This is a genomic window from Maribacter corallii (genome assembly GCF_047345415.1).
Classification (GTDB): Bacteria; Bacteroidota; Bacteroidia; order Flavobacteriales; family Flavobacteriaceae; genus Maribacter_C.
The window spans coordinates 339,084-354,528 of record NZ_JBLFEP010000001.1; the positions used below are offsets into that span (position 1 = coordinate 339,084).

Sequence of the window (15,445 nt, forward strand, 5' to 3'; positions counted from 1 at the left end):
TTTAGTTAAACTGAATTCAAATATAACTAAATATTTAGTTTAAACTAATTTTTTAGTTGAAAAAAGATGTAACAAATCCTCTTTATCTTCGTCCAATAGAAAAAATAGGGAATGGATATTGTGCTTTTGATTCTAGGCTTCTTACTCATGTTCGTAGGCATTCTGGGGAGCTTTCTGCCCGTTTTACCCGGTCCTCCAGTCAGCTGGTTAGGACTACTTTTACTCCATTTGACCACGGCCGTACCCGATGATTGGTGGTTTTTGGGTATAACAGCGGTCATCGCACTGATTATTTTTGCCCTTGATTATGTCATACCTGCTATGGGAACCAAAAAATTCGGGGGTACTCGAGCGGGAATGATCGGCACCACTATTGGATTGATCATCGGTTTGTTAGCTCCGATTCCCGGGGGGATTATCATCGGACCGTTCTTAGGGGCTTTCATTGGGGAGCTCACCAACAAAGCGGACAATAAAACTGCGCTAAAGGCGGCCTTTGGCTCATTTTTAGGCTTTCTGACCGGTGCTTTTATGAAATTTGTGGTCTCGATTATTTTTATGGGCCTCTTTATCGGGAAAGCTTGGGACTACAAGGCGGAATTGTTTCCTTACTTTGCCCAATAACATCGAGTGGCTTATTCCGACCAAACCACCTTGTCCGTGATAGGATTCCGCGTTACTTCGGGAAGTATTCCGTCGTAGTAGCCCATGTAGAAAAACCCCAAACACCGCTCTCCTTCTTCCATTTCAAAAAAATCATCCATGTACTTGATGAGCCCCGGGGAACTCCAATAACTCCCGATGCCCAATTCGGCACAGCAAAGCCACATATTTTGAACGGCCATAGCGGTAGCCGCGATTTCCTCCCACTCGGGAACGCTTTCCTTTGGATCGCGCTGCATGCAAATGGCAATGATCGCACCCGCCTTTTTCGGGTTATCGATTAATTTTTTGACCTTCATCTGTTTTGGCCGGTCTTCGGTTTCCATATATTTTAAGGAGAGAAACAAGCCTAATTTTTCCTTGGCTTCGCCCATGAGCACCTTAAACCGCCATGGCTCTGTTTTTCGATGGCTAGGCGCCCAATTGGCCGCTTCTAAAATTCTTTCGATATCCGCTTTTGCAATCGGTTTGTCATTGTATTGGGGTGGAAAGACCGAACGCCTTTTTTTAATGAGTTCAAAAATCATAGCTTGTATTTTAAGGTGCAAATTTAAGCATTCATCGGCACTACTTTTTCAGTAGTAAATCCATACAATTTTGAAGTGCAGGATTTCGGTTATCGGCTTTCCATATAACGGAAAGCACCGCTTTTTGGGGCACTTTCTTTAGTTCGATAAACTTGACGTCCATCTGAAAACCGTATTGTAAGGAAGTCGGCACGATTGCAATGCCAAGGGAATTCTCCACGAGTTTGAAAATGGTCTGCGCATGTACCGATTTATGCGAAACCTTTGGTTGAAAACCCGCATCCTCACAAATACTCATAACCGTATCATAGTACAGCGGACTGTATTCTTGCGTAAACAGGATAAACTCTTCTTCCTTTAGCTGCGCCATACTCTGAAAGCGCTTTGTATGCAACACATGGTTTTTCGGAAGCACAACCGAAAAACTATCTTCATGCACCGGAGCAATTTCAATTCCTTTGGGCACTCGAGCCAAGCGTACGAATCCCATATCCAGTTTATCTTTCATAAGGGCATCTACCTGAGCGCGGTTGGAGCGTTCTTCTAGACTGGTCTTTATTCCAGGATACGATTGTTTTAGTTGCAGTAACAATTCCGGGATGACCTGTTGCATGGCAGATCCTAAAAACCCGATGCGCACCTCTCCCTGATTTCCAGCGCTTATCGATTGTAGCTGTTTTTGGGTCAGCTCCAAATGGTTTAAAACAAACTCAACCTCTCCTTTGAGGTACGACCCGGCCGGTGTCAAGGCCACCCTTTTCTTGTCTCGTGTAAAAAGGGTCGTACCGAGAATCTCCTCCATTTGTTTGATTTGTCTGCTTAATCCCGGTTGCGAAATAAAAAGCTTTTCCGCTGCCTTTCGAAAGTGAAGTTCTTCCGCAACTGCTAAAAAATAGTTGAAATGTCGCAACTCCAATTGATAACCCATAGTTATTGATTATTGCTAATAATAGTATTATGAATTATTAAAAATACGATTTAAATTTATGGGAACTAAATCAAGACCTATGATTACTGCTCAAAAGTCCTTTTGTTTTGGCGAAGATCACCTGACCGCCGGAATAGCCATTGCCATCGCCCAAGGGCATACCCAAATTCAACTTATGGCACCAACCAGAAAAAAAGTCAGGGCGAGTTGGGAGAAAGTACGTCATATTGTATCGACCGGTCTCCCGGTATATGGTATCAATACTGGTTTTGGGCCGCTCTGTACCACCAAGATCTCAAAAGAGGACACCCAGATCTTACAGGCCAACATCTTACAGAGCCATAGCGTTGGTGTGGGCAAACCTATAGCATCCGAAATCGCTAAATTGATGCTGATCCTAAAGGTACACGCCTTGGCTAAAGGATATTCAGGTATAGCGGAAAGCACTTTAGATCGAATTATTTGGCATATCGAAAACGATGCGATACCCCTTGTTCCTTCACAGGGGTCCGTGGGTGCATCCGGTGATTTGGCTCCCTTGTCCCATTTGTTCCTGCCACTCATTGGATTGGGCAAGGTCGTTTTTCAGGGAAAAGAAATAGCAGCAGCCGAGCTATTGGAAAAAACTGGGTTGAAACCCTTGACTTTAGGCCCGAAAGAGGGGCTTGCCCTCATCAACGGCACACAATTCATAACCGCTCATGCGGTTAAGGTCATCGAAAGATTGCATAGCTGCCTCACCCAAGCCGATGTTATCGGCGCCATGATGATCGAGGGACTCCAAGGTTCGGTAAAGCCATTTTTCAATGAGCTACATGCCCTACGGCCCTATAAAGGCAATATTCATGTCGCCAAGCGTATCAAACGCCTATTGAAAGGGTCGGAAATCCTTGAAGACCATATCGACTGCGAACGCGTTCAAGACCCCTATTCGCTTCGTTGTATTCCACAGGTGCACGGAGCTTCAAGAAATGCGTGGTTGCATTTAAAGGAACTGTTGGAAGTCGAACTGAATTCCGTCACCGACAATCCCGTTATTATTGATGCGGAATTGACCATCAGTGGTGGTAATTTTCATGGACAACCCTTGGCCATGGCATTGGATTATGCGTGCCTAGCTGCTTCGGAACTTGGAAATATCTCTGACCGTAGAATCTATCTGGCTCTTGAAGGGAACAGTCCAGGGGTACCTAAATTATTGATGGATGATACCGGTATCAACTCGGGTTATATGATCTTGCAATATACGACCGCAGCTCTTGCAAGTGAAAATAAGGGCTTGTGTTTTCCATCGAGCGCAGACAGCATCCCAACATCTTTAGGACAGGAAGACCATGTGAGTATGGGATCTATCGGAGGAAGAAAAGCACTTCAAGTCATCGAAAACGTAGAAAAAATATTGGCCATTGAGCTTTTGACCGCAGCACAGGCCTTTGAATATCGAAAACCCATGAAGTCTGGCATCTTTTTAGAGGAAGTACATAAAGCAATCCGAAAGGAAGTGCCCTTTGCAAAAAAAGACCGCGTTTTTGCCGAAGACATCGAAAAGGGAATCGAAATGATAAAAAACAAGACGATCATTTCCGTAATCAGTACGGTCAAGAACGAAAAGAATATGAAATTTCAAGTACCTTACTCCGAAGAATTCGAAACGTACTAAAGGGTGCTTTGCACCACCTCCAAATAAAAAAACCAATGATGCAATTAATAGGACCATTTAAGCAGCTTATTCCGATGTCGGGTTTATCCATTAAAGGCGCTATATCCGATGATGATCTTTTGGTCTTTGAGGATGCCGGATTGTTGATCGATGGTGCGCACATCAAGGCCATCGGCAAATTCGACGAGCTCAAAGTCACTTATGACCATGCAGAAATACATGTATTAAAAGGGGACCATACCTGTTTACCGGGCTTTATCGATTCGCATACGCACATTTGTTTCGGAGGGTCTCGGGCCACTGATTATGCATTGAGAAATTCAGGGAAGACCTATCTCGAAATCGCCAAGGCCGGAGGCGGCATATGGGATACTGTGACACAGACCCGAAAGGCCAGCCAAGAACAGCTGGTCAAGAAAACCACAAAACTGGCCAATCGCCATATGAAAAATGGCGTCACGACCTTAGAGGTCAAAAGCGGTTACGGACTCTCCGTTAGCGAAGAACTGAAAATGCTACGCGCTATTCAAGAAGCAAACCGTGGTACTTCGACCGATTTGATTTCTACCTGCTTGGCCGCGCATATGCTTCCCAAAGACTACCAAGGAGATGCCACGGAGTACTTGATGGAAATAGCTGATACGCTCTTCCCTATCCTACAGCAAGAAGAATTGACCCACCGAATCGATGCCTTCATTGAGGATAGTGCCTTTTCCGAGGAGGAGATCCGACCGTATTTTCAAAGGGCAACGGATATGGGGTTCGATATTACGGTTCATGCCGACCAGTTTTCTACGGGTGGTAGTGCGGTTGCGGTAGCATGTGGCGCCATCAGCGCAGATCATTTGGAAGCAAGTACCCCGACCGAAATAGCCCTTCTGGCGCAAAGTGACGTAATCGCAACAGCGTTACCAGGCGCATCATTGGGGCTGGGTTGCAGTTTCACACCGGCCCGAAAAATCTTGGACGCGGGTGGTGCCTTGGCCATTGCCAGTGATCATAACCCGGGTTCGGCGCCTATGGGAGACCTGCTAACTCAAGCGGCCATTTTAGGAGCTTTTGAAAAATTGTCGAATGCCGAGGTTTTAGCGGGAATTACATTTCGTGCCGCTGCTGCCTTAAATCTCACTGATAGGGGCCAATTGAAAGAAGGGGCACTTGCTGATTTCATTCTATTTCATACCAGTGATTATAAAGAGATCTTATATAACCAGGGAAATTTCAAACCTTGTGTCGTCTTCAAAAAAGGCGTCAAGGTCTTTGATAAACATCAATAGGAGGTTTTCTGAGTTACGAATGCTGAATTAGGAGTTAGGAGTTAGGAGTTAGGACCTAATAAAAATGCTCGATGTTGGAAGCGCAGTACTGGAAGCAGGGTGCTAGAAGTATTGAGTACTTAGGCATCCCAGTAAACGCCAACAGCGAACAGCGAAAAAACAAACAATGACATTCAAAGAACAAATACTGCAGGGCATTCCCCATCAACTTCCCCCGAAGAAGGACTATTCGAAAAATGCGAATCACGCACCAAAGCGTAAAGAAATTCTAAATTTGGCCGAGAAAAAGTTGGCGGTACGGAATGCGCTACGCTACTTTCCCAAAGCCTGGCATGCCGAACTGGCACCAGAATTCGCTGATGAGTTACAGGCTTATGGGCGCATTTATATGTACCGGTTTAAACCGGATTATCAATTATACGCCCGCCCGATCCATGAATATCCTGCAAAATCGGTACAGGCGGCCGCTATCATGTTGATGATCCAGAACAATCTCGACCCGGCCGTTGCGCAGCATCCTGAAGAATTGATTACTTACGGGGGTAATGGCGCCGTTTTTCAGAATTGGGCGCAATACTTGTTGACCATGCAGTATCTGGCCATCATGACCGATACCCAGACCTTACATGTCTACTCCGGACACCCGATGGGGCTGTTTCCGTCTTCCGAAGACGCTCCCAGGGTAGTCGTGACCAATGGCATGATGATTCCGAATTACTCCAAACCCGATGATTGGGAAAAATACAATGCATTGGGCGTCACCCAATATGGACAAATGACGGCAGGCTCCTATATGTATATCGGACCACAGGGAATTGTTCATGGTACGGCCATTACAGTGATGAATGCTTTTCGGAAAGTTTTAAGGAAGGATGAATCCCCGGCCGGAAAACTATTCTTGACCGCGGGATTGGGCGGTATGAGCGGGGCGCAACCCAAAGCGGGAACTATTGCGGGATGCATTACCATTTGTGCGGAAGTAAATGCTGCCGCAGCGACCAAAAGACATGCTCAAGGTTGGGTAGATGTGCTTATTGACGATATGGATACGCTAGTCGAACGCACCAAAACCGCACTAAAAAACAAGGAAGTCGTTTCCCTGGCGTTTATCGGAAACGTAGTGGACGTCTGGGAACGTTTTGATCAAGAGGATATCTTCATTCATCTGGGCTCGGACCAGACTTCATTGCACAACCCTTGGGCAGGAGGATACTATCCGGCCGGACTGAGTTTTGAAGTGGCCAACCGAATGATGAGCGAGAACCCGGCCGAATTTAAATCACATGTGCAGCAATCGCTAAAGCAACATGCCACTGCCGTGAATAAACACACGAGCAAAGGCACCTATTTCTTTGACTACGGGAACGCCTTTTTATTGGAATGCTCGAGAGCAGGGGCGGATATCATGGCGGAAAACCAAATTGATTTCAAATACCCTTCCTATGTACAGGATATTTTGGGGCCGATGTGTTTTGACTATGGTTTTGGGCCATTCCGTTGGGTATGTACGTCCGGCAACCCCGAAGACCTTCAAAAAACGGATGCTATTGCGCTTGAAGTGCTAAAGACCATACAGACAACGGCTCCGGAGGAAATCCGACAACAGCTGCAAGACAATATCAAATGGATCGAAGAGGCCGAACAGAATAAACTGGTTGTGGGATCACAAGCTAGAATACTCTATGCGGATGCCGAGGGAAGGGCAAAAATCGCCGAAGCCTTTAATCAGGCGATCAGCACCGGGAATATTTCCCGACCCGTCGTATTAGGACGCGATCATCACGACGTCAGTGGTACGGACTCTCCGTTTCGAGAAACCAGTAATATCTACGACGGCAGTAAGTTTACAGCGGATATGGCCATCCACAATGTCATCGGAGATAGCTTTCGAGGCGCGACTTGGGTCTCTATCCACAACGGAGGCGGTGTTGGTTGGGGCGAAGTCATCAATGGCGGCTTCGGCATGCTATTAGATGGTTCGGAAGCGGCCTCTAGGAAACTGAAAAACATGCTCTTCTATGACGTGAATAACGGTATTTCCCGAAGAAGTTGGGCTAGAAACGAAGAGGCGCTATTTGCCATTCGACGCGAAATGGAGCGTACACCCACTCTGAAAGTAACCTTACCCCACTTGGTGGAGGAGGTCATCCTAGATGAGTTATTCTAATCTAAACGAGACCGTTTTTCCCATTCTTCCACGACCAAGTTCTTGAGAAATGTATTGGTTTCCCATTGATGTGCCATTGGGGTTTGGGTATTTTTTTGGTAAAGTCCATAGGGAAAAGGCCCTTGTTCGGGCACAAGGCTAAAGAACGGGCGTTTTTCCATAGCTGCTTTTTGTAGTATAGCCATCCACCATTGCATGAATCGGTCCAACTCGTGACGATAGTTCGTATCTCGGGGGTCTTGTACCTGTGAACTTTGTGAAGAGCCCACGCGCATGTGCAAATGATAAGTATGGGCGATACTTTGAGCTACCGCTTCTTCTTGGTTTTCCAGGAGTGATTCTGCAACACAGGTCCAGTGGGCGAAATCAGCGGTAAGTTTTAGAAAGGGCAATTCCGTCAGATACTCCAAACAAACATGAGAGGCAAAAGCGAATCGTGACCGGTGCGTTTCATGGGCAATCGGAACGCCGGTTTCTTGCTCGATTTTTTCGGCCAACTCAATCAATTCGATGTTTTGCGAAAAGGAGAAAAAATCCATACCGGTATGTGAATTTATCAAGAGCGGTTCCGTCTCCACAAGAGTGTAAAGATGCCTTTTATACTGCTCCTTATGCTCTTTGAAATTTACCGCTTTGGTCTGCCAATGTTGACCAATATGTTGCATATCGAAATCAGATAGTATCGAGAGTAATTCCTTGTTCTCTTGTGGCACTAGCGAAAAGCTTAACTCTACCCCTGAATACCCCTCACCTTTGATCTTTTGTAAAAATTTAGGCCAAGCCATTTGAGCACTCCCCCATCGTGGATAAAAAAGGATCAACTGCATATTATCGTTGTCTTACCTTTCGAGCTCCGGTATGGTCTACCCCTTGTTCGCGTTCTAAGGCGATCATGGTCTTGGGCCTAAAGTTCAAGATCAATGCCCTTCGTTGACTTTCCGTGCTGTTCCCTTTACTGAAATGCAGCGTAAAGCCGTCATGAAATGTGCAGCCTCCGGGGCTCAGGGGAATACATTCCGCTTGTTGCAAGTCCGTCACTTCACAAAACAGCGCACCCCCATTGGGCAATGCTTGATGCGGCTCAATGTTCGCACCCTTCGTTTTGGGAATAAACCACATACAGCCATTTTCCTCGTAAACCTCATCGAGTGCGATCCAAATACTCACGGATCGTTTATCGGGCAACCGTATCCAATAGGCTGCATCTTGATGCCAGGGGGTCTCCATATTCGTATAGGGTGCCTTATTAATGAGCATATCAAAATCAAGTTCCATATCCTCTCCCAAGAGTTCTTGCGCATATGTTCTGGCAATGGCATATACCGCATGTTCCTTCAAGTTAGGAACGATCATACTAGGTCTCATGATCTGGGTGATCTTTTCCACTTCATTACCATTGGTCGCTCCGCCGGCCAAATCACTGCGAAGATGTGCCGTTCGCTTTTTATCGCGCAATAGTTCATTATATATCCCCTGCAATTCTTCTACTTCGTCAAGTCCGATCAAGCGTTCGGTAGAGGCAAATCCCTTCCTTAGAAATGATTCTTTCATTTTTGTTATTTTAATGGTACAAGTATACTGTCTTCGTTACTTCCGATGCTTTTAAATTTGTCGTACCTTACTTTTTTATACAAAATACCATGCGTAAGCAAACAAATAAAAGAATGGTTTTTGACGTGAGGAATTTTGGCATTCCCAGATGTCCACAATTCGGTCACTATAAATACAACAATGCGACTTCAGGCCTGAAAGACCATATACATACCGATACCCTCGAAATCTGCTATTTTCTAAAAGGTGTCCAACGCTATACCATAGGCGATCAACTATTGGAATTGACCGGTAATGACATGCTCATTATCGCTCCTAATACGGCCCACAGCACGGGCATATATCCTGAAGACAAGGGGGAGCTCTATTGGTTACAGATTTCAACAGATCATACGCTAGGTGCCCTATGCCACTTGCCAAATACCTTTTCCGATTTACTGGTAAACGAATTGACCCGGAATACCCATAAGGTATTTAAAGGGGCTTTTCTTATGAAATCCGTTTTATCCAAATTGGAACAAGAGATTCAAAAGACCGAAAGTCTGATGCGGGAGGTACGCATCAACCAGTTGATCTATCAGATTTTAATGGAAACCATTACACTTTCGAAAAATCAGGAAGCTTCTCCGGTTTCCGATCGATTGCAATTGATCGATGATTTTATTGCCGAACATATGGACCGAACTATTTTTGTGGATGAACTGGCTTCCTTGATCGGGCTATCGGTACCCTACTTCAAAGAATGGTTCAAGAAAAAACAGGGAGTACCACCCAAAGAATATATGAATCGAGCAAAAATTGAACGGGCAAAGGCCGATCTTCTGCGCAAGTCATCCGTAACTCGAGTAGCCTTTGACCTGGGTTATTCCTCCTCACAGTATTTCGCCACGACCTTCAAAAAATATATGGGCATCACTCCCAAAAGCTACATCACCTCTGTACAAAAAGAAAAAACGTCTTATGAAACACTACGCTAAACCAAAACCGGAACTATGGCAGGGCAGGGTATCAAAAGCCCAGCTTTACCTGCATGAAAAAGTAGTATGCACCGAATTGGGTGCAACAGCACTCTCCAAGCCTGGTAAAAAAATCGGTTTGCTGGGGTATTCCTGTGATGAAGGGGTTGAAAGGAATTATGGACGGATCGGCGCATTAGACGGCCCTGATACCATCCGAAAACAATTGGCAAGACTACCCAATCATCTCGCGAACAATGTTCACTTGTATGACCTGGGCAATATACAATGTATGGACGGTGCCATGGAAACGGCCCAAAACCAGCTCTCTGAAAAAGTGGCCCAACTTTTAGAACAACAACTGTTTCCGATCGTACTTGGTGGCGGTCATGATATGGCCTACGGACATTATCACGGCCTAAAAAGGTTTTATGGTGGCGGTGCAACCATTGGCATTATCAACTTCGATGCACATTTTGACTTGCGTAACAACACCAATGGCAATACCTCAGGAACTCCATTTTATCAAATCGCGCAAGAGTGCAAGAAAGCGAATAGCCCGTTTCATTATCTGTGTTTGGGGATACGCCAGGATGCGAATGACGCCCTATTATTTCAGACCGCAGCGGATTTTGGAGTCACCTTTATCGAGAACATTCATTTTTCAATGAGCGAAGCGCAACATATTGTTCGCGTTCTATTGGATTTCATTCGAAAGGTAGATCACGTATATATGACCATCGACCTTGATGGGTTCTCTTCGGCTTATGCCCCAGGTGTCAGTGCCCCCTCACCGATGGGTTTTTCACCAAAAATCGTTATCGAATCACTGGAGTTGATCCTAAAATCTAAAAAACTGGTCGCCTTGGATATTGCCGAGATGAACCCGAAATATGATATGGACCATCAAACCGCAAAGCTTGCGGCCTCTTTGGTGCATTATGTGATGCATAGTCTCTAGATTCACCCCTTCAAAAGGCACTCAACCGAAGTGGTTCAAAAAAAGGGTTACTCCAGCCAGCTTTGATAATATTGACCATCATCGATATCCAAAGCGGTCTGTGTCAATTGCAATGGTTTAAACGTATCGACCATCACGGCCAATTCTTCGGTCCCTTTTTTACCGATACTTGCCTCATAAGTACCTGGATGGGGGCCATGTGGAATACCCGCAGGGTGTAATGAGATATACCCTTTATCGATGCCTTTTCTGCTCATAAAATCACCATCCACATAATAGAGCACCTCATCGGAGTCAATATTAGAGTGGTTGTAGGGCGCAGGTATGGCTTCCGGATGGTAATCATACAAACGCGGACAGAAGGAGCACACCACAAAGGCAGCAGTTTCAAAAGTCTGATGTACCGGAGGCGGTTGGTGCACCCTTCCCGTGATGGGTTCAAAATTATGAATGGAGAACCCGTAGGGATAATTATACCCATCCCAACCCACAACATCAAACGGATGAGTGGCATACACCATATGATGCAACTGTCCTTGTTTTTTGACCTTGATCAAGAATTCACCCTGTTCATCATGGGTCCGTAAATTTTGTGGCAACTTAAAATCGCGCTCACAAAATGGCGAATGTTCCAAATGCTGCCCAAACCAATTTCGGTATCGTTTCGGCGTATATATCGGGTGGTAACTTTCCGTAATCAACAAACGATTGTCTTCGGTATCGAATTCCATTTGATAGATCATCCCCCTAGGAATCAATAAATAGTCACCGTATTCAAAAGGAATTTCACCTAGTAGTGTTTTTAAGGTTCCCGTGCCCTGATGAACAAATAGCAGTTCGTCCGCGTCCGTATTCTTATAAAAATACGCGGTCATTGATTTTTTCGGAGCGGCCAAGGTCAAATGCACATCGGAATTGAACAAGATCGTTTTTCTGCTTTGCAGGTAATCGTCTTCCGGCAAAATGTTCAACCCTTTCAACAACCTCGACTTGATATTGTATTGCACTGCCGCCCGGGGTGCGATATCAAGCGTCTTTCCAACCTCTTTGACCTGAGTTGGTCGATGTAGGTGGTACATGAGCGAGGACATGCCATCGAAACCAATGGTACCAAAAAGTTGCTCGTAGTGTAGGCTACCATCTTCTTTTTTGAATTGTGTGTGCCTTTTTTGAGGCATTTTTCCGAGTTTATGATATAACGGCATAATAGTACGTGCTTATTTATACTTTAAAATTACGATAAATTGGGTGGTTTCGTGTACTTCAAATCGCAATATTTGCGGTCTCGAAACTGAAGAAAAGAAAGTGCTTTGGGCAAAAAAGAATAGCGAATGGCATGCATAAAAAAAGCCTTCCGTTATCCTGAAAACAATCAGGAGGAAAGCCTTTCATTGGCTCGGGTCAGTATAGACCTGAGACACAACACAACAAGACAAAGATAAGAAAGCTTTCTGAAATACAAACTGCCAAGACCTTATACTTTTCTGGTAAAGGGTCGAACAATAAGACGGGCTGCCTTATCATAATTGATATAATTATAGGCCCAATTGAAGAGTACGACCACTTTGTTGCGAAAGCCCACAAGGGCGGCTAAATGAACAAAAATCCAGATGAACCAAGCAAAAAAGCCACCGAATTTCAACTTCCCTAAATCAGCCACCGCACGGTTTCTTCCGATGGTTGCCAAAGTACCTTTGTCAAAATATGAAAAAGGTTTCATGTTTTTTCCTTGAAGCAAAAGGTTGAGATTCTTGGCCAGATGTTCTCCCTGCTGAATAGCCGGTTGCGCAACTTGCGGATGTCCCTTCGGATATTCCGCTGTTTCCATATAAGCGACATCGCCAATGGCAAAAATATTTTCAAATCCTTCTATCTGGCTAAATCCATTGACTTTATATCGGTTTAATCTATCCATCAGCTGGGCAGTTTCGAATCCGTCGATCGTTGCCCCCGTAACCCCCGCGGCCCAAATCAGGTTTTTGGTCCGCATGGTCGTTCCATCTTTCAATTGCAAGACATCGCCGTCGTAATCTTGAACAATGGTATGCACGTGAACCTTGACACCCAGGTTCTCCAAAAACAGGGATGCCTTTTTGGAAGAACGTTCACTCATGGGCGAGAGTACCCGCTCCCCTCCTTCAAAGAGATGTATCTCCATTTCGGATACGTTTAAATGACGATAGTCTTTTGGAAATACGTGCCTTTTCAATTCAGCAAAAGCACCTGCCAATTCAACCCCGGTCGGACCGGCTCCTACGATACAGAACCGTAGCAGGGCTTTTCGATCTTCCTCCTGTTCGCAATCGTCCGCCCTTTCAAAATTCTGCAGCATTAAACTGCGAATGTTCAATGCCTGCGGAACGGTCTTCATCGGCATGGCATTGGTCTCGATACGGGTATTACCAAAAAAATTGGTCTTTGTACCTGTGGCGATAACGAGATAGTCGTAGGTCAGCTTCCCGATAGCGCTGTGAATCTCTTGCTTAGCTGTATCTATATGTTCTACGGAGGTCAAGCGAAAATGGAAATTGTCCAATCTCTTCAATACTTTTCGAATAGGATACGCAATGGAATCCGGTTCTAGACCACTTGTCGATACTTGATATAAAAGCGGTTGAAAGGTATGGTAGTTGTGTCTATCAATGAGCACCACTTGAAGCGCTAGTCTCCCCAGTTTTTTTGCCAAGGAAATACCCCCAAACCCGCCTCCTATGATTACAATTCTTTTGGCACTCGTATCAGGAATATTCATCGTCAGGCTTTTTACAAAATTACGAATTGCCCATTCGAATCAAGCAATTCATATCCTATAAAATTATGATTACCTTCATACTGAAATACGCCCGGATGCAGCAAAGACCAGATATCGAAAATAGAGCTCATGTACGGATTTTGGTAGAAACCTTTTACTCAAAAATCAGGGTTCATGATGATTTGGGACCTATCTTCAATTCGCTGATTACGGATTGGGAAGGTCATTTTGAGCTGCTTACCGATTTTTGGGAAACACAACTCTTTCTAAAGCGCAAATACACGGGCAATCCTGTGACCGCTCATCAAGATGCGGATAGAAAAACGGGAAATTCCATTACCCCTGAACATTTTGGATTATGGCTTAACCTTTGGTTTGCCACAATTGACGAGCTGTTTGAAGGTGAGACTGCATGGATTGCCAAAAATAGGGCCCAAAAAATGTCGACCATGCTGTACCTGAAAATCTATGAAGGACGCACTGCGGATTAAATCATTATTTTAGAGGTCGAACTGCCAAATAGAACATAAAAACAATCTAAGGACATATGAAAAAAGAGGTTTCTAGAAGGTCATTTTTAAGGAAAGCAACTTTGGGCTCCGCGGCCTTTACGTCAGCTCCAATGATACTTGCGGCTTCGGCCAACAGGGAGAAGTTCTTGTTGAATCGGCATTATGAAAATCAAAGTTTTTCAGCCAATGATCATCTACAATTGGGTCTTATCGGCTCAGGTATTCAGGGCATTTACGATACCATGGCCGCCTTAAAAGTCGATGGTGTGAAATTAGTCGCGGCCTGTGATCTGTACACTGGCCGATTAGATCGTGCCAAAGAATTATGGGGAGCCGACCTGTTTACCACTCGTGACTACAGGGAACTATTAAACCGAAAAGACATCGACGCGGTAATCGTAGCCACTCCTGACCACTGGCATCAAAAAATAACCTTGGATGCCTTAAAGGCGGGCAAAGCAGTCTACTGCGAAAAACCTATGGTCCAGAATTTCGATGAGGGCCATGAAATCATCAAAGTCCAAAAAAATACCGGAAGCATATGTCAAGTCGGAAGTCAGGGTATGGCTTCCTTAGGAAATGAAAAGGCCAAACAATTGTACGAGGAAGGTGCCATCGGGGAAATAGTCATGCTAGACATGTACAACGACCGGTATTCGGCCGAGGGTGCATGGCAATACCCTATACCTCCTGATGCCGATCCTACTACGGTTGATTTCGATACCTTTTTGGGCAATGCCCCAAAAACACCCTATGAATTAAAGCGCTTTTTTAGATGGCGCAACTATCAAGATTATGGCACAGGGGTAGCCGGGGATCTTTTCGTGCATGCCTTTTCAACGCTGAACCATATCATCGGTTCTCATGGCCCGAGCAGAGCACTGTCAACAGGCGGACTACGCTATTGGAAAGATGGTCGTGACGTACCCGATGTAACCATGACCTTGTACGACTACCCAAAAACAGAGAACCACTCCGCTTTCAATGCCGCATTTCGCATTAATTTCATTGCCGGTTCAGGGGGTGGTGGTGGATTTCGATTGATCGGTACGGAAGGAGAATTGGAGGTCGGTCAAAACGCGGTTACGCTGAAACGTTCAAAATTAGGCATGGTACCCGGCGGCTATTCGATGATTGCCTTTACCGAGGAGACCCAACAAAAAATCAAGGCGGAATATGCTTCAAAAAACCTAGAGAATAGAGCTTCTTCCTTAGAGACCGGTACTACTACTTGGGAAGCCCCGAGAGATTATAAGGGAGGACATTACGACCACTTCCATACTTTTTTCCAAACCATTCGCGGGAAAGGAAATATAATTCAAGACCCCACGTTTGGTTTAAGAGCCGCTGGTGCAGCACTACTAGCCAATGAGAGCTTTTTTAAAGAACGCCCTATCAGTTGGGATCCAACTGCAATGAAACTGATTTAAATTCGTTCATATTCAAAAAAAATAAATCGAATACTTATTTTTACGCCTCAAAACCTATAAT

Annotated in this window: 14 protein-coding genes; 8 read left to right on the forward strand and 6 right to left on the reverse strand. The window is 45.0% G+C overall.

Annotated elements, in window-relative coordinates; translation table 11 throughout:
• The first annotated feature begins 111 nt into the window (after positions 1-111).
• Positions 112-624: a DUF456 domain-containing protein gene (locus ACKWCA_RS01535; protein WP_413976370.1), complete on the forward strand. Its 513-nt coding sequence runs from the start codon at positions 112-114 to the stop codon at positions 622-624.
• 11 nt (positions 625-635) lie between these two features.
• On the opposite strand, the gene ACKWCA_RS01540 is transcribed toward ACKWCA_RS01535, so the two are convergent.
• Both ACKWCA_RS01540 and ACKWCA_RS01545 read right to left on the reverse strand, forming a co-directional pair.
• Complete coding sequence (locus ACKWCA_RS01540; protein WP_413976371.1) at positions 636-1,190, reverse strand: nitroreductase family protein; 555 nt, start codon at positions 1,188-1,190, stop codon at positions 636-638.
• A gap of 40 nt (positions 1,191-1,230) precedes the next feature.
• Positions 1,231-2,118 carry a LysR family transcriptional regulator gene (locus ACKWCA_RS01545; protein ID WP_413976372.1) on the reverse strand — a complete coding sequence of 296 codons (888 nt, stop codon included), beginning with the start codon at positions 2,116-2,118 and terminating at the stop codon, positions 1,231-1,233.
• Between the two features lie 79 nt (positions 2,119-2,197).
• Between ACKWCA_RS01545 and hutH the strand changes: the two genes are divergently transcribed.
• The 3 genes from hutH (at position 2,198) to ACKWCA_RS01560 (ending at position 7,222) form a co-directional block, all read left to right on the forward strand.
• Entirely contained in the window at positions 2,198-3,778 is a 1,581-nt protein-coding gene (gene hutH, locus ACKWCA_RS01550; RefSeq protein WP_413976373.1) for a histidine ammonia-lyase, read from the forward strand.
• A gap of 38 nt (positions 3,779-3,816) precedes the next feature.
• Positions 3,817-5,055 (forward strand): imidazolonepropionase, encoded by a 1,239-nt coding sequence (hutI, locus tag ACKWCA_RS01555; protein ID WP_413977109.1) that lies wholly within the window; start codon positions 3,817-3,819, stop codon positions 5,053-5,055.
• 166 nt (positions 5,056-5,221) lie between these two features.
• Complete coding sequence (locus ACKWCA_RS01560) at positions 5,222-7,222, forward strand: urocanate hydratase (RefSeq protein ID WP_413976374.1); 2,001 nt, start codon at positions 5,222-5,224, stop codon at positions 7,220-7,222.
• Here the strand turns inward: ACKWCA_RS01560 and ACKWCA_RS01565 are convergent.
• Together ACKWCA_RS01565 and ACKWCA_RS01570 are read right to left on the reverse strand one after the other, a co-directional pair.
• On the reverse strand, positions 7,219-8,049 hold the full coding sequence (locus ACKWCA_RS01565; protein WP_413976375.1) for a sugar phosphate isomerase/epimerase family protein: 831 nt from the start codon (positions 8,047-8,049) through the stop codon (positions 7,219-7,221). The genes ACKWCA_RS01560 and ACKWCA_RS01565 overlap by 4 nt on opposite strands.
• Position 8,050: 1 nt before the next feature.
• Positions 8,051-8,773, reverse strand: coding sequence for a phytanoyl-CoA dioxygenase family protein (locus tag ACKWCA_RS01570; RefSeq protein WP_413976376.1), 723 nt, complete (start codon positions 8,771-8,773; stop codon positions 8,051-8,053).
• 89 nt (positions 8,774-8,862) lie between these two features.
• Between ACKWCA_RS01570 and ACKWCA_RS01575 the strand changes: the two genes are divergently transcribed.
• A complete protein-coding gene (locus ACKWCA_RS01575; protein WP_413976377.1) occupies positions 8,863-9,750 on the forward strand; it encodes an AraC family transcriptional regulator in 888 nt (295 codons plus the stop codon).
• The gene (gene hutG / locus ACKWCA_RS01580) at positions 9,734-10,690 is read left to right on the forward strand and encodes a formimidoylglutamase (protein ID WP_413976378.1); all 957 of its coding nucleotides are present in this window, start codon (positions 9,734-9,736) and stop codon (positions 10,688-10,690) included. Before ACKWCA_RS01575 ends, hutG begins: the two co-directional genes overlap by 17 nt.
• Positions 10,691-10,737: 47 nt before the next feature.
• Here hutG and ACKWCA_RS01585 read toward each other — a convergent pair whose 3' ends face one another.
• Both ACKWCA_RS01585 and ACKWCA_RS01590 read right to left on the reverse strand, forming a co-directional pair.
• A complete protein-coding gene (locus tag ACKWCA_RS01585) occupies positions 10,738-11,895 on the reverse strand; it encodes a homogentisate 1,2-dioxygenase (protein WP_413976379.1) in 1,158 nt (385 codons plus the stop codon).
• 269 nt (positions 11,896-12,164) lie between these two features.
• Entirely contained in the window at positions 12,165-13,442 is a 1,278-nt protein-coding gene (locus tag ACKWCA_RS01590; protein ID WP_413976380.1) for an NAD(P)/FAD-dependent oxidoreductase, read from the reverse strand.
• A 65-nt stretch (positions 13,443-13,507) separates the two neighbouring features.
• On the opposite strand from ACKWCA_RS01590, the gene ACKWCA_RS01595 reads away from it, so the two are divergent.
• Positions 13,508-13,933, forward strand: a complete 426-nt coding sequence (locus ACKWCA_RS01595; RefSeq protein ID WP_413976381.1) for a group III truncated hemoglobin — start codon at positions 13,508-13,510, stop codon at positions 13,931-13,933.
• A 56-nt stretch (positions 13,934-13,989) separates the two neighbouring features.
• Positions 13,990-15,384 carry a Gfo/Idh/MocA family protein gene (locus ACKWCA_RS01600; protein ID WP_413976382.1) on the forward strand — a complete coding sequence of 465 codons (1,395 nt, stop codon included), beginning with the start codon at positions 13,990-13,992 and terminating at the stop codon, positions 15,382-15,384.
• Positions 15,385-15,445 lie beyond the last annotated feature (61 nt).